At 46.2% G+C, this 24,822-nt stretch carries 19 protein-coding genes and 1 tRNA gene; 10 read left to right on the top strand and 10 right to left on the bottom strand.

Features of this window, described 5'->3' with window-relative positions; all coding sequences use genetic code 11:
• Positions 1–21 precede the first annotated feature (21 nt).
• Together Q1A23_RS11895 and Q1A23_RS19595 are read right to left on the bottom strand one after the other, a co-directional pair.
• Complete coding sequence (locus Q1A23_RS11895; protein ID WP_299823643.1) at positions 22–4,410, bottom strand: CusA/CzcA family heavy metal efflux RND transporter; 4,389 nt, start codon at positions 4,408–4,410, stop codon at positions 22–24.
• Between the two features lie 107 nt (positions 4,411–4,517).
• On the bottom strand, positions 4,518–4,835 hold the full coding sequence (locus tag Q1A23_RS19595; RefSeq protein ID WP_363322043.1) for a DUF6660 family protein: 318 nt from the start codon (positions 4,833–4,835) through the stop codon (positions 4,518–4,520).
• Between the two features lie 302 nt (positions 4,836–5,137).
• Between Q1A23_RS19595 and Q1A23_RS11890 the strand changes: the two genes are divergently transcribed.
• Positions 5,138–5,341 carry a hypothetical protein gene (locus Q1A23_RS11890; protein ID WP_299823640.1) on the top strand — a complete coding sequence of 68 codons (204 nt, stop codon included), beginning with the start codon at positions 5,138–5,140 and terminating at the stop codon, positions 5,339–5,341.
• Between the two features lie 599 nt (positions 5,342–5,940).
• Positions 5,941–6,486 carry a hypothetical protein gene (locus Q1A23_RS11885; protein WP_299823636.1) on the top strand — a complete coding sequence of 182 codons (546 nt, stop codon included), beginning with the start codon at positions 5,941–5,943 and terminating at the stop codon, positions 6,484–6,486.
• A 118-nt stretch (positions 6,487–6,604) separates the two neighbouring features.
• On the opposite strand, the gene Q1A23_RS11880 is transcribed toward Q1A23_RS11885, so the two are convergent.
• The 3 genes from Q1A23_RS11880 to Q1A23_RS11870 form a co-directional block, all read right to left on the bottom strand.
• The gene (locus tag Q1A23_RS11880) at positions 6,605–9,247 is read right to left on the bottom strand and encodes a DEAD/DEAH box helicase family protein (RefSeq protein WP_299823633.1); all 2,643 of its coding nucleotides are present in this window, start codon (positions 9,245–9,247) and stop codon (positions 6,605–6,607) included.
• A 47-nt stretch (positions 9,248–9,294) separates the two neighbouring features.
• Positions 9,295–10,905, bottom strand: coding sequence for a site-specific DNA-methyltransferase (locus tag Q1A23_RS11875; protein WP_299823630.1), 1,611 nt, complete (start codon positions 10,903–10,905; stop codon positions 9,295–9,297).
• A 159-nt stretch (positions 10,906–11,064) separates the two neighbouring features.
• Positions 11,065–12,039, bottom strand: a complete 975-nt coding sequence (locus Q1A23_RS11870) for an ADP-ribosylglycohydrolase family protein (protein ID WP_299823627.1) — start codon at positions 12,037–12,039, stop codon at positions 11,065–11,067.
• Between the two features lie 132 nt (positions 12,040–12,171).
• Here Q1A23_RS11870 and Q1A23_RS11865 point away from each other — a divergent pair, with 132 nt between their 5' ends.
• Positions 12,172–12,399: a hypothetical protein gene (locus tag Q1A23_RS11865; protein ID WP_299823624.1), complete on the top strand. Its 228-nt coding sequence runs from the start codon at positions 12,172–12,174 to the stop codon at positions 12,397–12,399.
• Positions 12,400–12,511: 112 nt separating this feature from the next.
• Here the strand turns inward: Q1A23_RS11865 and Q1A23_RS11860 are convergent, their stop codons facing one another.
• The 3 genes from Q1A23_RS11860 to Q1A23_RS11850 all read right to left on the bottom strand — a co-directional run bounded on the left by Q1A23_RS11860 (position 12,512) and on the right by Q1A23_RS11850 (position 15,153).
• The gene (locus tag Q1A23_RS11860) at positions 12,512–12,814 is read right to left on the bottom strand and encodes a hypothetical protein (protein ID WP_299823621.1); all 303 of its coding nucleotides are present in this window, start codon (positions 12,812–12,814) and stop codon (positions 12,512–12,514) included.
• Positions 12,815–13,139: 325 nt separating this feature from the next.
• The gene (locus tag Q1A23_RS11855) at positions 13,140–14,372 is read right to left on the bottom strand and encodes a hypothetical protein (RefSeq protein WP_299823618.1); all 1,233 of its coding nucleotides are present in this window, start codon (positions 14,370–14,372) and stop codon (positions 13,140–13,142) included.
• Between the two features lie 358 nt (positions 14,373–14,730).
• Positions 14,731–15,153 carry a hypothetical protein gene (locus Q1A23_RS11850; RefSeq protein ID WP_299823612.1) on the bottom strand — a complete coding sequence of 141 codons (423 nt, stop codon included), beginning with the start codon at positions 15,151–15,153 and terminating at the stop codon, positions 14,731–14,733.
• Positions 15,154–15,392: 239 nt separating this feature from the next.
• Here Q1A23_RS11850 and Q1A23_RS11845 point away from each other — a divergent pair, with 239 nt between their 5' ends.
• Positions 15,393–15,914 carry a hypothetical protein gene (locus tag Q1A23_RS11845; RefSeq protein ID WP_299823609.1) on the top strand — a complete coding sequence of 174 codons (522 nt, stop codon included), beginning with the start codon at positions 15,393–15,395 and terminating at the stop codon, positions 15,912–15,914.
• 254 nt (positions 15,915–16,168) lie between these two features.
• Here the strand turns inward: Q1A23_RS11845 and Q1A23_RS11840 are convergent.
• Positions 16,169–16,242: transfer RNA gene (locus tag Q1A23_RS11840), tRNA-Arg, on the bottom strand.
• A 176-nt stretch (positions 16,243–16,418) separates the two neighbouring features.
• Between Q1A23_RS11840 and Q1A23_RS11835 the strand changes: the two genes are divergently transcribed.
• Entirely contained in the window at positions 16,419–16,841 is a 423-nt protein-coding gene (locus tag Q1A23_RS11835; protein ID WP_299823606.1) for an organic hydroperoxide resistance protein, read from the top strand.
• Between the two features lie 173 nt (positions 16,842–17,014).
• On the opposite strand, the gene sucC is transcribed toward Q1A23_RS11835, so the two are convergent.
• Entirely contained in the window at positions 17,015–18,217 is a 1,203-nt protein-coding gene (gene sucC, locus Q1A23_RS11830; RefSeq protein ID WP_299823604.1) for an ADP-forming succinate--CoA ligase subunit beta, read from the bottom strand.
• 148 nt (positions 18,218–18,365) lie between these two features.
• On the opposite strand from sucC, the gene Q1A23_RS11825 reads away from it, so the two are divergent.
• From Q1A23_RS11825 to Q1A23_RS11805, 5 genes are all read left to right on the top strand, one after another.
• On the top strand, positions 18,366–19,460 hold the full coding sequence (locus Q1A23_RS11825) for an AI-2E family transporter (RefSeq protein WP_299823602.1): 1,095 nt from the start codon (positions 18,366–18,368) through the stop codon (positions 19,458–19,460).
• 85 nt (positions 19,461–19,545) lie between these two features.
• A complete protein-coding gene (locus Q1A23_RS11820) occupies positions 19,546–20,211 on the top strand; it encodes an ABC transporter ATP-binding protein (RefSeq protein ID WP_299823600.1) in 666 nt (221 codons plus the stop codon).
• A 482-nt stretch (positions 20,212–20,693) separates the two neighbouring features.
• Positions 20,694–21,479 carry a hypothetical protein gene (locus tag Q1A23_RS11815; RefSeq protein ID WP_299823598.1) on the top strand — a complete coding sequence of 262 codons (786 nt, stop codon included), beginning with the start codon at positions 20,694–20,696 and terminating at the stop codon, positions 21,477–21,479.
• Between the two features lie 371 nt (positions 21,480–21,850).
• Entirely contained in the window at positions 21,851–22,423 is a 573-nt protein-coding gene (locus tag Q1A23_RS11810; RefSeq protein WP_299823596.1) for a hypothetical protein, read from the top strand.
• A gap of 132 nt (positions 22,424–22,555) precedes the next feature.
• The gene (locus tag Q1A23_RS11805; protein WP_363322042.1) at positions 22,556–24,493 is read left to right on the top strand and encodes an ATP-dependent DNA helicase RecQ; all 1,938 of its coding nucleotides are present in this window, start codon (positions 22,556–22,558) and stop codon (positions 24,491–24,493) included.
• Positions 24,494–24,822: the final 329 nt, after the last annotated feature.

The following is a 24,822-nucleotide window of genomic DNA, read 5'->3' as shown; positions in this document are numbered from 1 at the left end:
GATAGATTCTGCTTTTGTTGGTTACTGTTGGTTTTCTGTAATGTAGTGGAGTTCAATGACAGCCCTGTCATAGGCGTAAAGTGTTTCCAGATAGTTCGCCTGGATGCTCAACGCCCTGCTTAGGCTCAGGATATAGTCTTGATAGTTGATTTCCCCTACCCGGTATGCTTTGGTGGCGTGGTCTATGATGAGCCGCGCCTGCGGCAGTGCCGTGCGTTCATAGTAATCCAGGCTTCCCTGCAGCTTCAGCGCCTGCTGTAGCGCGGCCGCTATATCAGCCCGCAGCTCGTTGCGAGTATCCTGTAGGTTCAACTGGGCTACGTCCGTCTGTATCTTGGCAGCCTCTATACGGCTCCTCTGTGGCTTTGCCCATAGCGGGATGGCCACGCCGAAGGACACCTCCTGCGGCGGCTCGAACTCTTCTATCCCTCTTTTTCCATGACTTCCGGCAATGGTTCGGTTCGTGTAGCCTAACTGCAGGTCCGGCAGTAGCCTGGCCCGCTCCAGTCCTTTCTCCGCCTGCCGCACCTCAACCTGTTGCCGGGCCAGGAGGAGTCTCGGATTCTGCTCCAGCATTTCCTCGGTTATGCTTGGCAGAGGCAAGCGGTTCAATGTCGTGTCTGCCGTGGCTATCAGCGTATCGGTGGCCAGCAATGCCTGCAGGCGCTGCTGAAAGACGTCCCTGTCAGCCTCCGCCTGAAAGACGCTGTTGCGCACCTCAGACAGCTGTGTTTCGGCCGTCACCTTCTCCAACAGGTTGGTTTCCCCGGTCCGGAGCCTCACTTGGGCAGCCCTGAGGAAAGCCGCATACAGGCTATCCTGGTAGGTGAGCAAGCTGAGGCGGGAGCGCGCGTAGACTATACCGTAGTAGGTGAGCCTTACATCGCGGACTATTTCCCGCTGTCGCTGCGTCAGACCGATTCTGCTTGCTTGGGTGAGCTCCCCGGCAAGCTTTGCCTGTCTGGCATAGACAGTCGGAAAGGCAAATGTCTGCGATACCGAAACCTCAGAGTCATACTCTCCAGACTGTAGCTTACCGGTAGAGTACTGCAGCTGCGTCTTATTAATGTCCCAAGCTGTTCCTGTAAGCGACTGGCTTCTTTTGATGTCAAGCCTGGCGGCCTCTACTGAGGGGTTCTGGCTGATTGCCTTGGCAATGGCCTCATCCAGCGTGTACACTTCTACTGGCCGCTGCTGTGCCTGTGTCTGCTGTGACTTGCCCATAAGCAGGGCAACTGAGGCAATAATGGTTACTATGGTAGTTGCCCGTAATCCGCTGCCGCTCGAGTTGTGTTTTTTTCTATTGGAGACATAACTTTCGATGAGTATGTAGAGCACGGGCAGCACCACCAGCGTCAGCATAGTGGAGGTGATAAGTCCGCCAATCACTACGGTGGCCAGTGGTTTCTGCACCTCAGCCCCGGCTGTGTTGGAGAGCGCCATTGGCAGAAAGCCCAGGGAGGCCACGGTAGCCGTCATCAGCACAGGTCGAAGACGTATGGAGGTGCCATTGAGCACCACCTCACGGAGGCTCTGAACGCTTTCCTCCTTGCGTTGCCTGTTGAACTCGGCGATGAGCACAATGCCGTTGAGCACCGCCACACCGAACAGGGCGATGAAGCCTACACCGGCCGATATGCTGAAGGGCATATCCCTCAGCCACAGGGCCAGTACGCCCCCGATGGCCGACAGTGGAATGGCCGTGAAGATGAGCAGCGAGTGGCGCACGGAACCGAAGGTGAGATAGAGCAGCAGGAATATTAGTGCCAAAGCAGCCGGAACAGCCACCGAGAGACGCTGGTTTGCCTCCTGAAGATTCTCAAACTGCCCCCCGTAGGTCACAAAGTAACCTGTGGGTAGTGTTACCTGCCGGTCTATCTTCTGCTGCACTTCCTCCACCACACTAGCGATGTCCCGCCCACGCACGTTGAATCCCACGATGATGCGGCGCTTGGCATCCTCGCGCTGTATCTGGTTCGGTCCCTGCCGGTACTGTACATCGGCCACCTGCTCCAGTGGCACCTGCAGTCCGCTTGGCGTGGTGACGTAGAGTCGGCGCACATCGGCGATATCCTGTCTGTCATCCTGTTTGAGCCGGACGACCAGGTCAAAGCGGCGGTCGCCTTCGTACACCATCCCGGCGCTCTGCCCGGCGAAGGCAGCGTTGATGACTTGGTTAACCGCCTCCACATCAAGACCGTACTTGGCTATCTGTCCCCGGTTGATGTCCACCACAATCTGTCGCAGTCCGGACACTTGCTCCAGGTAGAGGTCCTCAGCCCCTTCCACGGTAGAAACCACACGGCCGACCTCTTGGGATAGCCTGGTCAGTTCCTGTAAATCCTCTCCGAAGATTTTGATGCCCACGTCTTGGCGCACTCCTGAAATCAGTTCGTTGGAGCGCAGCTGTATAGGCTGTGAAACGCCAAACGTAACACCAGGTATGTCCTCCAGCGCCTCCGTCATCTGGCTGGCCAGTTCCTCCCGGGTGCTGGCGCTCGTCCACTCGTCCTTGTCCTTGAGGAGGATAGTGACGTCAGCGGATTCCATGGGCATAGGGTCTGTCGGAATCTCAGCTGCACCGATTTTGCTGATTACCTCCTTGACTTCCGGGAATCGCTCCTTTAGAATCTGTGAGGCCAGCGACACCTTTTCGATAGTTTCGGAAAGCGAGCTGCCGGTCAATAGCCTTGTCTCCAAAGCAAAATCGCCCTCCTCCAAGGTAGGAATGAACTCACTGCCCATGCGGGAGAAAAGCACTAGGCTCAGGGCAAACAAAGCGAACGCAGAAACAAGCACCAGTGCCTTGAATCGAAGGGCACCCCTGATTACGGGGTTGTACATACGCTGGAAAAAGTCCATCATCCTGTCGGAAATGTTGCGCTTATGGGTGGTGTTCTTGCTCAGCAGCAGCGCCGACATCATGGGCACATAGGTGAGCGAGAGGATAAAGGCACCAAATATGGCAAAGCAGACGGTCAGCGCCATGGGGCGGAACATCTTCCCTTCAATGCCCACCAGCACCAGAATCGGCAGGTATACAATCAGGATAATAATTTCACCAAAGGCAGCGGCGGTGCGAATCTTACTGGCAGATTCATATACCTCCTCGTCCATCTGCGCCTGCGTCAGTCTTCCCTCTTTGCGCAGGCCCAGGTGGTGCATGGTTGCCTCCACAATGATAACAGCCCCGTCTACGATGAGGCCAAAGTCGATGGCCCCGAGGCTCATCAGGTTGCCTGACACACCGAAAAGGTTCATCATGATGATGGCAAACAACATGGCCAGCGGGATGACAGAGGCCACCACCAAGCCAGCACGCAGATTCCCTAAGAAGAGCACCAGCACGAAAATCACTATCAGGGCACCCTCAATCAGGTTCCGCTTCACGGTGCTCATTGCCCGGTCAATTAACTCGCTTCGGTCCAGAAAGGCCTCTACCGCCACGCCTTCCGGCAGGGACTTTGCAATCTGCTCCATTCGCTCTTTCACGCGACCCACCACCTGGTTGGTGTTCTCCCCCTTGAGGAGCATCACGATTCCCCCCACTGCTTCACCATTGGCATCGGTAAGGGCACCGTAGCGGTTGGCGCTTCCGAACTGTACCTGGGCAATATCAGCCATAAACAAGGGTGTGCCGTTGGAAGTATTGCTAACCACCACTTTTTTAACCTCGTCCAGGCTCTCTATCAGACCCTCGCTGCGTACAAAGTAGGCGTTTGGCTTTTTGTCGATGTAGGCACCCCCGGTATTACCGTTATTGCGTTCCAGCGCCTCCAGCACATCGCTGATGCTTAGGTTGTGGGCTTTGAGCCTGTCGGGGTCAACAGCAATCTCGTATTGTTTCAGGAAGCCGCCGAAGCTGTTGACCTCGGCCACACCGGGCGTGCCGAGCAGTTGTCTGCGTACAATCCAGTCCTGTATGGTGCGCAGGTCCATAGCTGAGTACTGCTCCTCATACCCTGGCTTGGCATGTACCACATATTGGTATATCTCCCCAAGGCCGGTAGAGATGGGGGCCATCTCCGGAATCCCTAGACCAGGCGGTATGTTACCCGTGGCCTCCACAAGCCGCTCGCTTACCTGCTGACGTGCCCAGTAAATGTCCACGTTCTCTTCGAAGACAATGGTTACCACAGAAAGGCCGAATCGGGAGATGGAGCGCACCTCCTCAATTTTAGCGATAGTGGACATGGTTTGCTCCACCGGGAAGCTGATGAGCCGCTCCACTTCTTGGGCGGCAAGAGAGGGGCTGGTGGTTATCACCTGTACCTGATTGTTCGTAATGTCAGGTACTGCATCGATGGGCAGCTGTGTGGCGGAATAGCCGCCCCAGATAACAAGCGCAAGGGTAAAAATTCCGATAATGAGCTTGTTATGGATAGAAAAATGAATAATTTTATCTAGCACCTTTTAATTCTTTAATCCCAAAAACCACATACAAAAGTATGCGCACGCCTCTTGAGGCCACACAGAGGTGCGGCAGCACGTGTTTACTTACTTAAAAAAGAAATAAGTTAAGCTTTTGGAGGGTGCCAAAAGGGGAAAGACGGAGAAGTACCACCACCAGGGAGGTAGGCGCTCAGGTAAGAATCTTGCGGATTATGAGGTGGCTCTTCTATTTGCGGGCAGCTGAAAGATAGTGTGATGCCCCCGCAGCAGTTACATTCGCAGAGGGGAGAGCAGAGGTCCGCGCCCTGTCCCGGGTCAGCATGACTGTGGGTAGCTTGGACTGTCGTTGTTTCATACTGGGCGTAGGCCATCCCGCTGTCCGTGCACGGCAGGCACGCCAGTAGAAAGATAACCATTCCCCATATGACAGACAGGTACTTCATTTGTGCAAAGGTAATAAATTTTAGCTACTCATGCTCTCTTGCTATTGTTCGTCCCTCGTTATAGAGACGCCAGAAAGCCTATCCACCGTAACGTATATCCTAAATGCATAGTTTTAACTCATCCAGCGCCCATAGGCCTTCTAACGACCTTCCGTTAGAATAATTAAAAACCGATAACTCTTTACAACTTTTCCATAACCTGTTTCTATAAGATATGATACACAACTTTTACTTATATGAAATCACATCAAAAATTACGTGCGGGAACAATAGTTAGAAAATTTTCGACGGCAAAAAATCAAATGGATAAGCTGTTTGACAGCTCAAGATGGAATCCGTCTGCGGTCCTGAATTATAACCACATATACTTCAGAAAGCTTTTAGGGGAGGGAGATTGTTTGTATTACGATGACGGACAAGTAAAACCAGGCTTCCAGCTACTGTACAAGGAGACGACAGGAGATGCTCAACCTAAGGTTATAGATTTTCAGCAGTTGTACATCTAGGCTGTCAAGCACTACGAATGGTATCCATTTTTGGATGGTTTCGACTTATACTTCAAATGCCTGAAAACACTTGATATTTATTTTTTAGAGTACCCCATGTATTTTCGGTTTGCATGTGACTCAGACGTTGAAGCTTGGGACTTTGAAAAAAGCTTTGCCTGGAGAAACAAAGTGACGGAAGCAGAAATAAGCCAAATAGATAATGTCACCTACTACAACACCCGAGTGAATAAGATGACCAACCTCGGCTTCTAACATCCACCTATGGTGGTAAACCAGGTTGGCATCCTCAGGTCTCAACTCTTCCACTCATCTTGGTAAATATGACCGTCACACTCGTAACCTACAAGGTTTTCGATGAAGGGGGCTCGGGCTTGTGAGGGCACCAGCACTAACAAACGTGTGTACAGCGCCTCATCCCTGTACAGACTTTTACTGCACGCCCTTACCGGAGCCAAGCTTTCTCAAGTATACACATGGAAGCATCGGCCGTACATGGCCCTGGGAATCCTTCATAGAGAAAAAAAACTTCGAACCCGATTAAAACTTTTAATATAGCTGACTCTATAATTGATGTATATCATAGAAACATTCAAGAAATGGGAATAGAACACAGTAAGACTACAGGTGCCACTGAGACAAGTTTAAAAGTGGAACAACACGGGGCATATATACCATACGATAGCTCTAGGTGGAAGCCATGCGTTTCGTTCAACTACAACCACATCTATTTTAATAACCTAAAGGAAAGAGAGGATTACGTGGGGGAAGAAGAGGACTACGTGGTGTATGAGTCCGGACATATAAAAAACGGCTTTCAGCTACTCTATTTAGAAAAACCGGTTTCCAAGGTCAAAGCAGTAAACTTCGATACGCTGTACATCTTTGCGATTGAACGGTATGAACTAGATAAGTATAATGACGGCTACACTATTTACTTTAGGTGTAGGGACTCTCTTGATATCTACACTCTGTTTCATCCTGATGAACTTGAATATAGTAGCCAGGTAGACTTTGATGAATACAAATATCAGAACCTAGCCTGGAAGAACATCACTACTGAAGATGAAATCAAGCAGAAGCCAAAAGGTTGGACCCGTATTTACAACACACGCATTACAAAACTGGCTAAGCTTGGATTCTAGCTGTGATAGACCTAGTAGGAGTCCACAGCGGACCACAATCAAACCTATAAATAGAGGGTAAAGGTAGATTTTCAGGGAATTCACCACAAAAAGTCTCCACAAGTGTGAAAAGGGTCTGTTACAACTGACTGATTAGCTCCTTTGCTTTACTCAGGTTATAGGCCCCCTCAATGACACTGCTCTCGAACACCATAAAGTAGTTGTATCCATTCCCGGCTTGCTGTGCCCACTGGTTGCCAAGGCGACATTTCGCTTCGCTATCGGAGTTGTCGCGGTCATCACCCTTGGTTTCTACTAGAATCACTTTACCTGACCTAGTATACAGGATGAAATCAGGGTAGTGATTGGATTTGAAACCATTGATGGAAAAGCCTTTGCCGCGCCCCAGGTTACGGTGCCAGAACAGCACGTTCGGCAAACTGGAAAGCTCCATAATGTTACGCTGCTCAAAGTTATTCATACTACCTTCACGCTCGTAGAGCGAGCCTGCAATAGGAGCTCCCGGTGCACCGGGCACCAACGTTTCCGGGAACCTCCAGTTGGAGCTTGTGCTAATCTTGCCGATTTTAAGCTGCTCATTAAAACGCTGCTCGGCGTATGCGTCTGCCAGCGAACGGATTTTCTTCTTAATCTTATCGGTATAGCTATACTTTCGCGACAGGAAATCGCGAAGCTGCTCTGTGTTTAGTTGAGTGAGTATGCGCTCCACGTAAATCTTGATTTCCTGCTCGGCAATCGGATACATGTTCCCGATAAGCTGCATAATTTGGTAACCGATGTCTTTTACCTGGCTCTCTTTGGGCTTGGCCAGAATGTATTCGGCTATCGGGTCCTTTACCTGTTGCTCTTCAATTTTAGCGAAAGACGGAGTAAAATCGTTCTTTCTCGTTTCATGCAGGTCCACTTTATACATATCCGACGTGATGCTGTCGAAAGCGATTTTGGTGTCCTCGTCCGAGAGCCGAAATCCCTTTAGTAACACCTCTTGGTTTAAGATAACGGCACCTGTCTCCAGGTCGAAGATAGAAGAAGCCGGTACCTCCAGGAAAAACTGAGGTATAGCGAGTTGTTTTGCAGCCTCAGCAAAGGCTTCCCGCATCTGGTAACGCTGCACTTTGTCGCCCATTTCAGTAAAAAAGTTATCGGTGGTTGATGTTGCCTGCTGGTTTATCTGGCGCTCCGTCTCGTTTACCTGCTGCACGGCCATTTCCGTTATCTGCGATACCACAGAAGTGGTGGTAGCCGAAGGCGGATTATCCAATGTATAGCTGATTCTGGTTGTATCAATCTCATTCTCGTCCGGTGTATCAGGGTACTCTTCCGGGAAGAAGGCTTTGTTGAGCGACTGCTGCGGGGTTTCCTCCGGTTTTTGCTCTTCTAGCAGCACGTCTTTCTGGCGATAGTCTTTGCTACTGAAGCCGGAAGCCTGCAGACCTTTTACAATATTCTGCAGCGTGTCATTGAACTTGGCCGAGGCAGTAAGCACATAGGACACATTCAGGAGCGGATGGCCATGTTTCATAACATAGGGTTGACGCAGCACCCGGCCTAGTATCTGCTCCACATCCACTGCCGAAGACTTATCTGCAAGTGATGCCAGAATATAAGCAAAAGGGCAGTCCCAGCCCTCTTTTAGTGCGTTAATGGTGATGATGTACCTCACCGGGCAAAGCTCCGATAGTAGGTTCACGCCTTTCAACTCGTCCTTATTGGCGGTCTTGATTTTTATATGCTCTTCAGGTATGCCCAGTTTTAGCAGCTGCTGTTTCAGCTTTTCGAAGGTAGTGTTGTCTTCGCCAGTGCGGGGCTGTGCCTGGAACAGCACAATGGGTCGTATGTATCGTCCTCCGTTTTTGTACTGCTCCTTTGCTAATTGCTCCAGGTTCTGTTGCAGATGCAGGGCACTGTTCACGACTTCGGTTTTGTCGTGGTGGTTGTACACGATAACGGGCAGCTTGACCATGTGCTCCTTTTTGAGTTCAATGGCAGGCACCAGGCTGATGATGTTGCTGTTCTCTTTAGGTGTAGCAGTCAGGTCGAGCACAAAAGAGGGATTGAGGGCCTGCAGCATATCCACGCTCAGGTCGCTTTCGGCGTTGTGGCTCTCGTCTACCACAACCACAGGATTCAGGCTGCGGATGACGTTGATGAGGGCCGTCTCATCAGTATTTTCAAGTAGGTGCGAGCTGTCTCTATACTGCTGCGCAAACTGCGCCAGCTGGCCGTTCTCCTGGTATACTTTGCGGTCCTCCTTGCGACGGGCACGCAAGCTGGCAAAGCTCATCACCAGTATCGTCAATTGTTCGTTAACTACTGTTGGGTTAAAGTTGGAGCCTTGCAGCAGGTCATCTTTCTGATATACTTCCACACGGTGGTTAAAGAGAGCATCCAGCTTCTGACGGTAGGGGTGAGCCGGATTGCTCAGGTTCTTGACGGTCTGGTCGAGAAGGTTGCTCCACGGCACCAGCCATACCACAGCCTTGGGTTTGTCTACGGGGTAGGCTCTGAAGATGGAGTTAACGGCATGGCAGGCAATAAAGGTTTTACCACCAGCGGTAGGTACTTTTATGCAGATGTTGGCTGCACCGGGCACATTGTTTTTGTAGGGCCGCATACCCTCTCCGGTCAACGGATTGTAGGGGCCTATCTTGTCTTCCCAGAATTTGTTAAATGCTTCGCCCACTAGCTTGTGCTGCTGGGTATATTTCAAGAACTCTTCGAGGTGCTGAATAACCTGTTGCTGGTATGCCTTTAATTCCATGTGTTTCTCTTAACCTAACCTAAACTGTAACAAATACCTGAGCTGAATTAGAACCGCGATATATCCCGTGGTATTTTCTTGAACACGATGTTATGCTTTTGCAGCATCTCTTTTGGCAGCAGGCAGTTGTCGGCATAGATGACGTACTGTTCGGCACGGTGCGTAATGGTGGCCAGAAAATCGTAGTCGAGGTTGGTGATGTGGCTCGGCTCGTACACAAAGTAATAGGCCGTGCCGTGCAGGCTGCCGAGCAGGTATAGGTCTTGCCCGGGTATAGGGGCAGGGTAGGGAGTGCGGGTTTCGGTGTACCAGATGTACTCTTGTATGCGCGGCGCACCTACAGCTTCGTTCAGGTTTTGGTGCTCGTCGAACAGCGGCTCGCCTAGTTCGTAATAGCTGAAACTGCCGCCTGTTCCTGACACGGCTTTGCTGCCTTCGCCATAGCCCTGCATCACACGCTTTACCCGCTCAGCGGTTATACCTTCGGCATAATCTTCCATCTCCACCAGAATGAACTTGCGGTTGCCGCCATCCTCCTTGTTCAGGTTAAGTACCGCATGTGCCGTGGTACCGGAACCAGCAAAGCTGTCGAGGATAATGGAATCTTTGTCAGAAGCTATTTTTAAAATTCTATCAATTAGTTTTACAGGTTTAGGCGTGACAAACACATCATCGGAGCTGCCAAATGTTAGAACTTTAATTAGCTCCTTTTTGGCCAACTGTGTATGACCTACCTCATCATACTTCCAGAGAGTTTGTGGAACTACTCCATCCTGTACTTCACTCAGAAATCTCTTTATAGCTGGTACGTTATTGCCATCCTCACCCCACCATATTCTGTTATCAGCATCCATCTGCTTGAACTTCTTCTGAGATACACGCCAGTAGGTTCCTTTTGGTGGTGCCTCAACTACTCTTCCAGAAGGTGTGGTAATTGAGTATGTCCCTTCTCCATAATAATTTCTTGCTGAAAGGTCACCGGGTTTCCAAAGCCCTCTGTAGTCATTATCAGGATTTTTGTATCGCTTTACTTGCTCATCATTTCTGGGAAGTTTGTTAAGAGCCAATTGATTTATATTCTTGCTATAAGTTAAAATAAAATCATGGTCTTCAGACATAAATTTTGCTGAGTTTTTGGGCGCATATACTTTCTGCCAAATTATGGTTGAGACAAAATTGGCCATCCCAAAAATTTCATCCATCACCAGCTTTAGATTGGCTTGTTCATTATCATCAATCGAGATAAAGATGGCACCATCATCGGCCAGCAGCTTGTGCAGCAGTTTCAGGCGAGGGTACATCATGCAGAGCCATTTGTCGTGGCGGGTCAGGTCTTCGCCTTCTTTGCCCACCACCTGCTGTAGCCAACGCTGTATTTTGGGGTCGTTTACGTTGTCGTTATACACCCAGGCTTCGTTGCCGGTGTTGTAAGGCGGGTCTATGTAGATGCACTTCACGCGGCCTTCGTACTCCGGCAGCAGCGCCTTCAGGGCCTCCAGGTTGTCGCCGTGTATTATTTTATTCTCGCCGTTGTGTGCTGGGCTGTCCGGAGTGCTTTGGTCGGTGCTAAAGGTATAGGTTTGTTCCAGCACACGGAAGGGCACGTCTCGGTGGTGGTTTACTACTTTTTCTTTTCCAATCCAGTGGAGGGTAGGCATCGGGTAAGGGTGATTAACGTGTTAGTTGTAGAAGAGTAAAGATAGAAAGGATTTATAGAAATATGGTATCGTTTTGCATACCTATCGCTGAAGTAATGTAAAAAACAAAGCTTCCAAGGCTCAGGCATGGGGGAGGTTGTAAACGGCGCAAAGTTTCTATTAATTTTCGTACCTTCCGGAGAGGGAGGCTGCAAATCGCTTGGAGAGGTCACAGATGTCCTCGTAACGTGCCAACTCGGGTAACCATTGAGCCACATCATCAACTCCCCACTCTATAGAAGCTATTGAACAGGCAAGAAAAGAATTGCTATCGGTGTCTTCCCCCATTGAAACCACCCTATCCAAAGCGTTCCGAAAGGAGGAAGCCCTGAAAACACTCCAGAGGCTGCATTCGAGAGTATGAATGCAGTAAGGTGAGCTATAAACCTTATCCTCTTCCAAGTCAGGTATTTTTCCTTCCAATACCCGGTCTAGGGCGCTAATATCATCCTGACTAAATGAGGTGGATGGTAGGTAGCTTTTAATGAGTTCGTTCGTTGCATGGTACGCATGGAATCTATCCATGGTAAGGACATGTTGTATGTAGACTACATAGTAAAATGCCGTTAGTATAGCAACCGGGTGGCGGTGCGTGATGCTGCTCACCAGCATAGTGTGCCTAAAAATCTCATCTAGGCTCATTCCCAGCGTGTAGAAGGCGAGTGCAAGGCTCCTACTTACGCCAGCGTTGCCTGCACTCATGGGGTGGTCATCTCCGCAGAATTCAGCTCTTTTGTAGCCTTTTGCATACCTTCTGAGAGACTTGGCAGTCGTTATTCCCACATCGAATATCTCTCCTCTAGCAGACCAGTAGGCCTTAGCGGGGTCAAACCACTGGCTGAACCTTCTCGCCATATCCTCCAAATCAAAGCCGCCAATCAGAGACTCCGTGGCGCAGAACAAAAGGCTAGAATCATCGCTGTACGTTAATGGTGGCTGGTTAAATGCCATATAGCCCAGAGGCTTTTCAATGACTGGGTAATTGTCCCGAATGTAGTCACGGGAGCAGAATTCCAGACCCAAAGCCCATGCGTCCCCGAACGCTGAGCCGATGTAGGAAGTGGTTATTTTCTCCGATAGTAGTTTGTTATCCATACACAAAGGTATAGGTTTTGTGTGTTAATTTGTTGGTCCTTAGGTGAATATGGGTGTAGAAGGAAGTGCTGCAATGATATATACTTATGACCGGCAACAAATATGAAGTCGGAATAAAAAATAACAACTTTTATGATAAAAGGTAGAAACACGAAACCGACTTTTGACGAGAAGCGAGAATACGAAAAGCAAATGCATGATGAGATTAATGGAGAGTCATACCACTTCCCATTTGCTAACTTAGCGGAGGCCTTAACCCTAGATGCTATTGAGTTACTTGCCGATACAGACAATGCTACTGATGCAAGTAAAGCTGGCCCTGTAAGTGAGATTGAGAAGCTACTTGGAGATTACTTCTAATTTAGATGCTGTGATATATGGTCAAACAACAGGTGTACTCAATCGACTACACCTGTTGCGGCCATGCTTTAATTGTTTAAAACCAAGTGTGCGGCTATTTTAACCAGCACGGCTATTCCTTTAGAGTAATCACCACCTGAACAGTATACAGGCGCAAAAATTGTCCGAGGCCATCCGGCTCAACGACGCAGACATAATACACCTCGTAAGGATGTACGAGCACTAGGCTTTTCCAAAAGTCTGTGAAATCACTTTCAATTGCTATTTTCCTCATCAATGTTTTGTAGACTGGAAACAGTTCGTCTCTCAGCAGAAACAGCATTACCTCATACTCTTTACCCTTGCTAGTTAGGTTAACCGGGCTTGTGCTTCCTTTCCGGAACAACTGGTTAACATCCACCATTTTTCTTGTCATTCATTTTCTCTACCATCATTCCCAACTGGGTGACTGCAATGTCCAATGCCTGTACTTTGCTGAGGTGGACGCCCCTCGTTTGAAACAGCACCCTTTGGATGTAGGATAAGGTATAAGCGGTACGGTCATATACCTTTGCGCTCTTGTAAAGATGTGGCATGTAGCTTTCTTATTTTCAGTATATATAAAAAAGTTCTACCTGCTTTCTACCTACATAGTACGGTATAAGTATTACCTGTTGGAGTTACGGGATGATTCGAAGTAGCATCGTGTTTATACTACCAATCATGGTATAGAGGCTGACTAAAAAAGCCACAGGTTAGCCCTACAGCTGTTCAATGTTGATGGTTGGGTTCACGCCATAGTTTGCAAACTCTTTCAACATAATCTGTTTGACATAATCTGCATTGCTTTCGGTTACGACTAAGGAATCATGAATTGGCAGCGCAAAAATATTTCGAAGGTCTGCCAGGTGCCTCACTACTCTGTCTATTATGATATTTGACTCTGCCTGCTGCATCTTGATAGAAAGGTTCTTATAGTTCACTTTTTTCTCCTGTATAATTACTTGGTAACAGTGCGGGAAGGCTCTCTTAAATATCTTGGCCTCCTTATAAGTGTACTTAGGGTTGTTTTTGCAGTAAAAAATATGTGCAAAGCAATCCTCTTTGAATGATTTCCGGATTTTGTCCCGGTGCATAGGGCAGGCAGGTATGTCCATTAAGTCCATCATATGTTCGTAGAATTGGCCGTTTTCGCAGAGGTTAATGTATTTGGCCACATCTGGAGGCAATGTGCAGGGATAATATTCTCTGAGTACAATAGATAATAACAGCGGTTGAGAGTTGCGTATGTCGAGGTTTACAAGTGTTTCTCCGGAGTTTATATACAAGAACCGTCTCAATCGCTTGGGTAGACTTGTTAGATTATTGTGGACCCTGTTACCAGACGTGTCTCTGACCATATAGAACTCCCTATTTTGGATTTTATGAATCACGAGAGTATCATTGTTATACATCTCCACCGTATAATCAAGGTCATTGTTCAGCATCTCACGTATCATAGTCAGAGCGCCCACGCTGTCTATCTGCAAATCATTCAAATTGAAGTTGATGAACTGCAAGTGAGGCGTTTCTTTAACAGCTTTTTCAACAGCTTCCCGGCTCTTCCTGACAAGCTTCCTCTCAAAATTCGTGTCGATTATCATCATCTGTCGTGCCTCAACCTGACGATATGTAGGGGTAAGCCGATACCAGTAGCATTTAGCTGCAAATGAGTGGTAAGTGCCTCCATTGGAGTAGATTCCGTCCCGTTCGATAATACCGTTATCTAATAAAAAGCTCATGATAGGCATATACTGTTGGACTGTCAGCACATCCCTCATGACAGCGGATGATAGGCTCACGTAACCGTTTCGGGTATCGTTTAGCCGGTTCAAAATCCTTTCCTCAGAAAGTTTGTGCACAACGTAGTGGTACTTATCAATGTGTTTGTGTCTGATGGTAGGGAGCATTCCCTTCAATTCAAGGTTACTGGGTACAAATAGGTATTTTGTCATTTCTCGTTTCGTTTCTACTTATTGAATCGAGAATCAGAAAAGTTTTAAATCACTCGCATATTTATTTTAAAAACCCTTACCACATAAAAACCCTTACCACATAAGAGAGAAACATATGGGGGAAATATAGAGAAGACATTATAAAGGATAATAAAGGTTAGACCCTCCCCCCCCCCCTCGTGAGAGGGGAGGGGGTAATGGAGTTAATATTCTATATTATTATATAGTTGAATGGAATGTAAATTGGATAGCTATTGGGAAGAGGTTGATAGTGATATAGAATTGGTTAAATCTAAACAGGTACATTTGAAAGTGAAGATTCTGTTGCCTCTAGTGTTAATATAAAGGTCTGTGTCAGTTAACGTAAAGGTTTTATGTGTTGCTTTCTCGTTGTATGGAATCTATCTCTAAAACTCTTTAATCTTTTCTCTACAAGCCTCGGGGAGGTGTATACACAGTTCCTATCGTTCAAAATTTCTACCTCTATTTTAAGAGTGCTGAGTTGGAATACGGGCAGCTGGATAATTGGCAGGTCAATACATGGTAACCTCTCATATATTCCGACATTGAAAGTATAGCGTTCTTGCCCAATTTGGATGAACATATCTAGTATGTTGTAGATTGCTTCCGGTAATCTTTCAGACTGGAAAATCGTGTGATAGTGTTCTTCTGCTTTGGGACTAAGGCTTAAAGTGACTGAAAAGTTATAATTTTTATAATATTCTGTGTAGGTATAATAATTGGAATCCAGTAGGGCGTACAACATTTCGAACTCATCCATAGTATAGGCTTTTCCTTTATATATCAAAGCGCCATCCCCGGTTTGGGACAGCCGGTACACTTCGTCCCGCCTTGTTAACTTGACATCTATTAATGAGCTACACTATGAAGGGATGTGTCTGTTGTAGTAACACAGAGCACTTAACATGGTCTTACATTGTAACTTTAAAATTTTTCTCCTTTGGATTTAAAACTTTTGCCATACTGACTATATAATAGGTGTACATAGTAACACCATAGATGAAGAAAACATCAAGAACAAGCAAAAGAATCAATCCTGCTAGCATTCAGAAGCAGGTTAAATTAGAACCGCTCTTTTCACCGAGCTGTACCCCCTTTCTTTTTAAAGAAGACAAGTACAGGGCCAACTTTAAAATACTCATGGCTGAGCATGATGATGCTTACCAAACAATCTATTGTGAAGAAGGTGATGACATAATAGGCTACCCAATTGAGAGCTTTTTACTTCTGGCGAAGGGAAGTTGCTATTTTGTTCGAAGCATAGGTAGCGCTGAGTATGTTAAATTATTTTATCATATACACACGAAACAAGTATATGGCTTGTTCGGAAACGACTCTTGCTTCATGTGTGAAGAGGATGAAGTTGAAATTGATGAATGCATAGCACACCCTTTGGATATAAACGTTGAGCAGGCCTTTAAGCTGGTACATGAGTACGCATGGTACACTACCTATGAAGAAAGTTACAGGAAGTGGAAGATAGACCAATTACTTACTGCTATTAATAAGAGTAACAGTTGATGCCGTTGTGTAAAACCGACAAATTTTCATGACTGTTTAAGATTGCCGGGTAAAACAAACGCTATAGGAGTTGTCGACTATAGTCACGATTTAACTAAGAATATAACTTTACTGTTAATAAGCGCTCGAAATTTAATCTAACATTTGAGAGATTTAATCTAACATTTTAGCTATTTGTTAGATTAATAAGCTGTTTTTAAGACACAAAGCGCTGGCTTCCAATTAGAAGGCCAGCGCTTGTGTTTGTTAAATAGTGCACCCGAGAGGATTCGAACCCCTAACCCTCGGAGCCGAAATCCGATATTCTATCCAGTTGAACTACGGGTGCAGAACGTTTGCAAAAATAGCAAGTATGCGCACAATACGAAACTTCTGGTATAAAAAACTATGCTTATTTTACGAAAAGCTTGCTATACCTAATTATAGGCAGTAAGAGTGCAAACAAACACACGGTTTCTGTAGTTAAAATAACCAACTGATTTCAAACTACATTAACCACGCATTATGGAAAAACTGTATACGGCAGAGGTTACTGCCACAGGCGGCCGCAAAGGTCATGTTAAATCATCAGATGGTGTATTAGACATGCCACTATCTGTTCCCGAGACCCTGGGAGGTGTTAAAGGAAAAACAAACCCCGAGCAATTATTTGCTGCAGGCTATGCAGCGTGTTTTCAAAGTGCTTTATTAGTAGTGGCTGGCAACCACCACGAACGCTTAAACCCGGAGTCTACTGTTACTGCGCATGTCGATCTGAACAAAACTGATGAAGGGGGATATGGGCTGTCGGTAAAGCTGGAAGTAGATCTGAAAGGCGTAGATAAAGAAAAAGCCCAGCAGATGGTGGAAGAAGCACACCAGATTTGCCCTTACTCGATTGGGGTTCAGGGTAATATTGATGTGCAATTAGAGATTGTAGAAAATTAGCATTCAGAGGTTGAAATGTTCAGGTCGTTTTTAAGTGTTTAGCAACTCAAGGTTGCACCTGACTGAAGTGGGACTGGAATTTACTTTAAGTAATTCTGAAATTTATAAAGTATAAAAACAGAAAGGGCTGCCAATTACGGCAGCCCTTTCTGTTTTTATTTAGTGTAGCTGATTTAAGCTCCAACTTCAGCTAAAACCTGCTTTACTTTTTCAGCAGCTTCTTTCAAAGCAACGGCAGAGTATACTTTTAAGCCAGACTCGTCGATGATGCGGGCACCTTCTTCAGCGTTTGTACCTTGCAGACGAACGATGATCGGAACACGGATATCACCAATGTTTTTGTAAGCCTCAACCACACCATTTGCAACTCTGTCGCAACGAACGATACCACCGAAGATGTTGATCAGGATCGCTTTAACGTTCGGGTCTTTCAGGATAATGCGGAAACCAGCTTCTACCGTCTGTGCGTTTGCCCCACCACCTACGTCAAGGAAGTTAGCGGGCTCGCCACCAGAAAGCTTAATGATATCCATTGTTGCCATAGCAAGGCCGGCACCGTTTACCATACAGCCTACATTACCGTCAAGCTTTACATAGTTCAGGTTAGATGCGCTTGCTTCAACTTCCAACGGATCTTCTTCTGTTGTATCGCGAAGTACAGCCAGGTCTTTGTGGCGGAACAATGCGTTGTCATCTAAGTCAACTTTAGCATCTACAGCCAGAATCTTGTTGTCTGATGTTTTCAACACAGGGTTGATTTCAAACATAGAAGAGTCTGTCTCAACGTAAGCTCTGTAAAGGTTAGTGATAAATTTCACCATCTCTTTGAAAGCTTCGCCTTGTAAGCCAAACGCGAAAGCGATTTTGTTTGCCTGGAAAGGTCTTAAACCTGTAGCCGGGTCAATCCATTCTTTGATGATTTTCTCAGGAGTTTTCTCAGCAACTTCCTCGATGTCCATACCACCTTCTGTAGATGCCATGATCACGTTCTGACCTTTTGCACGGTCAAGCAGAATGCTCAGGTAAAACTCTTTTGGATCAGACTCGCCTGGGTAGTATACATCCTGTGCAACAAGTACTTTCTGTACCAGTTTACCTTCAGGGCCTGTCTGGTGCGTTACCAGCGTCATACCCAGAATGTCGTTTGCAATCTGCTTTACCTGGTCCAGGTTTTTAGCAAGTTTCACGCCACCGCCTTTACCACGGCCACCCGCATGAATCTGTGCTTTAATAACATGCCAGCTAGTGCCTGTTTCTTCAGTAAGCTTCATAGCTGCCTTTACTGCCTGGTCTGGCGTTTCAGCCACGATACCCTCTTGTATGCGTACACCGTAGCTTTTTAATATGTCTTTAGCCTGATATTCGTGTATGTTCATGCTTTCAGTTTTAATGGACGCACGAAAGTACGTTTTATTAGCCTTAAATTCAAGTAAAGCTTTTTTAAAATATTGCCTTTAAACTACACACCTTCTATTATACTTCAACCTGCAGCGCAGTTTGTAACGAGACGCAGGTAATACAAGTATGAAAGTATATGCAACTATTCATCATTCAGACCAGGTAAGTATGCCCGACAATTATTCCTATGCCAAGCGTGTGGCCCTTGCGGCATTTATTGTAGCCTTAATAGCGGCGGCATTTTACATGCTTGGGCAACATGCTTACTTTTTTCTGCTGGTGTTTGCCGGTATTTTGCTGGCGGTGCTGTTTAGCGGCATCGCTGAGTGGCTCCAGAAAAAAGTTAACTTAAAACATGGTATTGCCCTTTTGTTGGCTGTGCTTATATTTTTTGGGACGCTGGTTGGGGCTTTCATACTTATTGCGCCCACCGTTGGCGAGCAGGTGCAGGAAATGGAGCAAACAATACCCACCTCTATGGATAAAGTACAGAATTGGTTGGGGAGCTTTGGGGTAGGGCAGAAAATAATGGATGAAGTACCCGAAGACATGAATGAAATGCTTCCTGAAACAAAAAGCATTTTCTCTAAAGTAACATCTGCCTTTTCTACCACCATAAGTATACTTGCTGATATTGCCATTGTGATTATTACGGCAATTTTTCTGGCATCTAACCCCAAGCTTTACACAGTAGGATTCTCGAAGCTATTTGCGGCAAGGCACCGCACCCGGGTGCTCGAGGTACTGGATAAATGCTACACTACACTTAAACTATGGCTACTGGCGATGCTGATGGCCATGACAGTAATAGGTGCGAGTACTGCCATTGGCTATACTTTGGTTGGTTTGCCATTGGCTTTTGCGCTGGCTTTTATCGCCTTTCTGTTTGCTTTCGTGCCTAACATCGGCCCCTGGATTGCTGCGCTGCCGGCACTATTGGTTGGTTTAACCGTTAGTCCCCAAATGGCGCTTTATGCGATGCTGGTTTACGGGGCAATACAAATGGTGGAAAGCTATGTTGTTACGCCACTTATCTTTCAGAAAACCGTTGATCTGCCTCCGGCGCTTTTGCTCTTCTTCCAGGTGCTTTTGGGTATACTGGAGGGTGCGATAGGGTTGCTGCTTGCAGCGCCCATACTTGCGGTATTGCTAATCGTCATAAACGAGTTGTATGTAAAAGACGTGCTGGAGAAAGATCAAAAGCAGTTTGCCTCAGAATAGAAGCCACTAAACCACATTTATCATTTATTTTGTAGATTTGGCAGAATTATAGCGGTAACGCAAGCCAACAACAGATCTTAACAACGTGCTGCAGGTAACAAACATCCACAAAAAGTATGGCTCGCTTCAGGTACTGAAGGGAATCGATTTAAAAATTGGAACGGGAGAGATCGTCTCTATTGTAGGAGCCTCGGGTGCCGGCAAAAGCACGCTGCTGCACATTTTGGGTACCCTGGATACAGCAGACTCCGGTGAAGTTGTGTTTGAGGGCAAGAACATTGCCCGCATGAATGCCTCTGAAATGGCCCGTTTCCGTAACAGGCACATTGGCTTTATTTTCCAATTTCATAACCTGCTGCCAGAATTTACTGCCCTGGAAAATGCCTGCCTGCCCGGCTTTTTAGCTGGCCGCCCTGAAAAGGAAGTTACCCAACGGGCAGAGGAATTGCTGGGGATGCTTGGCCTCTCGCACCGCCTGCACCACAAACCATCTGAAATGTCGGGTGGAGAGCAGCAGCGCACAGCCGTTGCCCGCGCTTTAATTAACTCCCCTAAAATCATATTTGCTGATGAGCCAAGCGGCAACCTGGATTCAAAAAACGCACAGGAACTGCACGATATCTTCTTCAGGCTCCGCAACGAGTTCAGGCAGACATTTGTGATCGTGACCCATAACGAGCAGTTGGCAGGCATGGCCGATAGAACGCTTGTAATGAAAGACGGCCAGATTGTTTCTGAAGTAGAAATTTAAAAGTTTATAGTGTTATTCCGCTAGTTTAGCGCCAACTAAACTTGTGGCGCAATAGCCTTTGCCCTTGCAGCTTTTAGTTTTAGAGCAAGCTACCAGGGCAAAAGCCATACTTTATACTTTGGAAAATTGGTTCCGCATTCAATTCTCAAAGCAAGGTTGTTTCCATATAGAGTTTTTGCAGCTTTACCTCTAAACTACCTGGTGCTTTGCAGTAAAGTATAAAATCATATGCTTTACCACAGCCAGTAATCCTACTTCTCCAGCCCCTAAACTCTTAGCTCCCAAACCCGTACGTATACTTTACCCTTTGCTCAACTTTTAGCCAGTTACAGCATTGAGAGTAGGGTAAATAGTTTTATGAAAAATAATTTGTAACTCATTGATTTACAATGATATAAAATCTATATTTTTTGTAATTTTTTGCACTATTTGCTTAGTGGCTGTGTTTGATATATGTACTAAAACATGAAAGCTAATAAAATATGAATCAACCAGTTAAAGAGACGAAGGTGCAGAAAAAAGCGAAGATTGAAAGCTATGATATTGCCAAGTCTGATGAGACGCTTCACTTAGCTGTTGACTTAGCTAAGTTTATTAAAGAGAACCGTTTATACCAGAATATACAAGGGAAAGAGTACGTAAATGTGGAGGGATGGCAGTATGCCGGATCTCGCTTGGGTATTCTTCCTGTTGTGGAGCACGTGGTAAACATCAGTACCGACGACGAAATAAAATATCAGGCTAAAGTAAATCTGCTTGATCTGCGAAGCCAACAAGTAGTTGGAGCCGGATTTGCAATTTGCTCAAACAAAGAGCAGGGCAAGAAGTATTACCAGGAATTTGCAATTGCCTCTATGGCCCAGACAAGAGCCATTGGTAAAGCTTACCGTAATATTTTGGCCTGGATTATTCGCGCTGCCGGCTATGAACCCACTCCTGTAGAGGAGATGGATTATGCAGGCAATGAGCAAACTGCTAAGCCAGCGGTTCCAACAGAGAAAAAACCAACAATGAAATCCGCTTCTTCTTCGGCAACAGTTGCTGAAACTGCAACTACAGAAGAGCAAAGTGCCAGCGTGCGCTACGCATCTGCCAAGCAGAAAGAGGAAATCATTCGTTTGCTGAATAACCCGACCATTACGCGTCAGGAGAAAACTAAAATGCTGCTTAATATCAACCGTTTTGATGAGGAGCGTGCGGCGCAGGCCATCGAAAAACTGAAAAAAGTGATCGAAGACCGTGAAGACGGACAATCTGCAGCTGCATAATATTTTTTGTAGCAATACCAGTAGCATAAGCCCCACCTCTTTTGAGGTGGGGCTTTTACTTTATAGGGCAATACATTTTTCATATATGGCTTTTAAACGCTTTGCTATTTTAATTTAAAGTAGCTTTTCTCAGCAACACAAAGCCTATACTTCAGGATCAGCTGCTTAGTAGGAGATTTTGGTTTTACGTAAGCTTATAAGGTATTCCCCTTTAGTTTAATTACTTATTTACAAGCTTATTTCGCCTGTTGTTATGGTAGATATACTCAGATTCAGGTACAGTTTTATGAGTTGTTATTAGTATAATTAAAATTATTCATAACTTTGTGATATTAATAAGTTAAAATTATACTGTTCTAATTTCCACAACTATGAAAAAAACAATTTTTGCTTTGCTAGCGCTTGTAGTAGTGCTAGCTGGCCAGTCTGCTTATGCTCAGAAAAAAGCTTATGAGCAAGGAGATTACATCTTGAATGCAGGCGTATCGCTTGGCTACTACGGCTACGGGTATGTAGGCAGTCGTACTGGTGGCTTTTTACCAGTTACCGCCTCCCTGGAAAAAGGAGTTCACGAGTTTATAAGCGTTGGCCCTTACGTAGGCTATGCCAGCTGGAAGTATAAAGGAGCTGGCTACAAGTATAGCTGGAACTTTACTTCAGTTGGGGTTAGAGGTACTTTTCACGCGGTATCGCTGTTAAACGAAACGTTAGACATGAGCATCAACGAAAACAAAGTTGACCTCTACGGTACTTTGATGGCGGGCCTGGAGTTCAGGTCGTTTTCCGGAGATGAGTTTTTGGAGGATTACGCCAACGAGACCAATTTCTTTGTAGGGCCTGTACTTGGTGCCAAGTATAAATTTAACGATAAAGTAGGCATATTTCTGGAAGCAGGCCGTGGTGCCTTTGGCTACAGCACATTAGGTGTATCGGCTAACTTCTAAAGTCTGCAACAATAGCTAAAAAGGCTTCAGCACGCGTAGGTGCTGAAGCCTTTTTAGTTCTTTTAATTTTCTAGTCTCTTATTTACCTGCTCTCTTTAGCTGGTATAGGCGATGGGCATAAGTTTTATAACTTTGTGCAAGTATATACCTATCGCTGTGCAGGACATCCACCACATACTTAAAACCTACTGGGGCTACGAGCAGTTCAGGCCGTTGCAGGAGGATATTATCCGTTCGGTGCTGGCGGGGCAGGATACGCTGGCTCTTTTGCCAACTGGCGGCGGTAAGTCAATCTGCTTTCAGGTGCCGGCTATGGCTTTGGAGGGGCTTTGCATCGTAATTACGCCGCTCATTGCCTTGATGAAGGACCAGGTGGAGCAGTTGAAGAAAAGAGAGATAGCTGCGGTAGCCATATACTCCGGCATGAACCGCCGGGAGATTGACATTGCCCTGGACAACTGCGTGTATGGTAGTGTTAAGTTTTTATACTTGTCGCCGGAGCGTTTACTGACAGACCTGTTTAAGGAGCGGGTAAAGAAGATGAACGTTAGCCTGCTGGCAGTAGATGAGGCACACTGTATCTCGCAATGGGGCTACGATTTCAGGCCGCCATACTTACAACTGGCCGAGCTAAGGAATACACTTGCCGGAGTGCCGGTTATAGCCCTTACTGCCACAGCCACAGCGCCTGTTAAAACTGATATACAGGAAAAACTGAACTTCCCGAAGCCGAACGTTTTTCAGAAGAGCTTTGCCCGTTCGAATCTTTCATACTCCTGCCTTTACACAGAGGACAAAGTAACCCGCTTGTTGGAGATTCTGCAACGCATGCAAGGGCAAAGTATCGTGTATGTGCGCAGCCGCAGGCAAACCGTTGAGTTGACTAAGTTTCTAAAGGCCCGCAGCATTTCTGCCGCTGCTTACCATGCCGGGCTAAAGTTTGAGGAGCGCAGCCAAGTGCAGCAGCTTTGGATAGAAGATAAAGTTAGGGTAATGGTAGCCACTAATGCCTTTGGTATGGGCATTGATAAACCTGACGTCCGGCTGGTAGTGCACCTTGACCTGCCGGAAAGCCTGGAAGCTTATTACCAGGAAGCAGGCCGTGCTGGCAGAGATGAGAAGTATGCCTATGCCACCATACTTTACGGACCAAACGATACCAAAGAGCTGCTGCAGAAAGTAGAAGATGCTCATCCGCCTGTAGAGTTTATACGCAGGGTGTACCAATGCCTTGCCAACTATTACCAGTTGGCAGTAGGAAGTGGCTTGCTTAGCAGTTTTGATTTTGATCTGGCTGAGTTCTCAAAAAACTACAAGTTACAGCCGTTGCAGGTGCACCACGCCATAAAACGCCTGGAAAGCGAGGGCTACATTCAACTAAACGAAAGCTTCTACATGCCCTCCCGGTTATACTTTACAGTTGAAAATATCAGGCTCTATGAGTTTCAGCTGGCGAACCCCGCACTCGATAAACTAATCCAGGCAATAGTACGGACTTACGGTGGCGAGGCTTTCGTTAATTTTGTGAAAATAGCTGAGCCAAAACTGGCAAAGCAACTAAACATGCCAGAGCAGGAGTTACGCAAAAAACTGGAGTACATGCATAAATTACAGCTGTTGGTTTACGAGCCGCAGCACGACTCGCCTCAGCTTGTATTCACAAAACCACGCCAGGATGCCTCTACCTTAGTGCTGGATATTGGTAAATTAAACCAGCTACGAAAGCGGGCACAGGAACAGGCCAAAGAAATGGCCTACTACGTAGAGGCTACCAACCGCTGCCGTACGCAGCTTTTGCTTGCCTATTTCGGGGAAGTTACTGTTGCTAGCTGCCGGATCTGCGACTACTGCCTTGCCGAGCGCAAAAAGGAGCGTGAAGTGCAAGTGGAGCCCCAGCTTCGTGGTAAAATTTTACAGTTGCTACAGATCAAACCATACTCCCCAAAGGAACTGGTACAGGAGTTCGAGCCGAGACATCAGGAATACATCATATCTTTTTTAAGAGAATCCTTAGATCAAGGTACCATCATCCAACTGCACAACGGCAAATTAAAACATCCTGGTGCCTAGTAAAGAATAAAACACTATATATTATATTTTATATAGTGTTTTATTTATTTAAAACGCTAATTATAGACATTAAATAGTATTATGCCGTGTTGTACTATCAATGATTTAACATCTTTGTAAAGGATGTTGATTAGTAAATTTTTGCTTCTACATTTGCGGGCAAAAAAATAGAAATTTATAGCATAACATCTACTAACCCAGTCTTTTATGGTCAAAACTTCCTTCCCTTCATACAGATGGGACAAGGATAAACTATACGCATTTCTCAAACTAAAAATGAGACGGCTGCTAGTATCCTTTATCTTTATTTTAGCCTTAACAAGTGCCAA

It is taken from the genome of uncultured Pontibacter sp. (genome assembly GCF_947492645.1).
In the GTDB taxonomy this organism is placed as follows: domain Bacteria; phylum Bacteroidota; class Bacteroidia; order Cytophagales; family Hymenobacteraceae; genus Pontibacter.
This window is presented reverse-complemented; position numbering and strand designations above follow the sequence as displayed.

Excerpts from the sequence above, each read along its gene's own strand:
- Q1A23_RS19595 (WP_363322043.1), bottom strand. The coding sequence starts at position 4,835 with ATGAAGTACCTGTCTGTCATATGGGGAATGGTTATCTTTCTACTGGCG.
- Q1A23_RS11890 (WP_299823640.1), top strand. The coding sequence starts at position 5,138 with ATGGATAAGCTGTTTGACAGCTCAAGATGGAATCCGTCTGCGGTCCTG.
- Q1A23_RS11885 (WP_299823636.1), top strand. The coding sequence starts at position 5,941 with ATGGGAATAGAACACAGTAAGACTACAGGTGCCACTGAGACAAGTTTA.
- Q1A23_RS11880 (WP_299823633.1), bottom strand. The coding sequence starts at position 9,247 with ATGGAATTAAAGGCATACCAGCAACAGGTTATTCAGCACCTCGAAGAG.
- Q1A23_RS11875 (WP_299823630.1), bottom strand. The coding sequence starts at position 10,905 with ATGCCTACCCTCCACTGGATTGGAAAAGAAAAAGTAGTAAACCACCAC.
- Q1A23_RS11870 (WP_299823627.1), bottom strand. The coding sequence starts at position 12,039 with ATGGATAACAAACTACTATCGGAGAAAATAACCACTTCCTACATCGGC.
- Q1A23_RS11865 (WP_299823624.1), top strand. The coding sequence starts at position 12,172 with ATGATAAAAGGTAGAAACACGAAACCGACTTTTGACGAGAAGCGAGAA.
- Q1A23_RS11860 (WP_299823621.1), bottom strand. The coding sequence starts at position 12,814 with ATGACAAGAAAAATGGTGGATGTTAACCAGTTGTTCCGGAAAGGAAGC.
- Q1A23_RS11855 (WP_299823618.1), bottom strand. The coding sequence starts at position 14,372 with ATGACAAAATACCTATTTGTACCCAGTAACCTTGAATTGAAGGGAATG.
- Q1A23_RS11850 (WP_299823612.1), bottom strand. The coding sequence starts at position 15,153 with ATGGATGAGTTCGAAATGTTGTACGCCCTACTGGATTCCAATTATTAT.
- Q1A23_RS11845 (WP_299823609.1), top strand. The coding sequence starts at position 15,393 with ATGAAGAAAACATCAAGAACAAGCAAAAGAATCAATCCTGCTAGCATT.
- Q1A23_RS11835 (WP_299823606.1), top strand. The coding sequence starts at position 16,419 with ATGGAAAAACTGTATACGGCAGAGGTTACTGCCACAGGCGGCCGCAAA.
- sucC (WP_299823604.1), bottom strand. The coding sequence starts at position 18,217 with ATGAACATACACGAATATCAGGCTAAAGACATATTAAAAAGCTACGGT.
- Q1A23_RS11825 (WP_299823602.1), top strand. The coding sequence starts at position 18,366 with ATGAAAGTATATGCAACTATTCATCATTCAGACCAGGTAAGTATGCCC.
- Q1A23_RS11815 (WP_299823598.1), top strand. The coding sequence starts at position 20,694 with ATGAATCAACCAGTTAAAGAGACGAAGGTGCAGAAAAAAGCGAAGATT.
- Q1A23_RS11810 (WP_299823596.1), top strand. The coding sequence starts at position 21,851 with ATGAAAAAAACAATTTTTGCTTTGCTAGCGCTTGTAGTAGTGCTAGCT.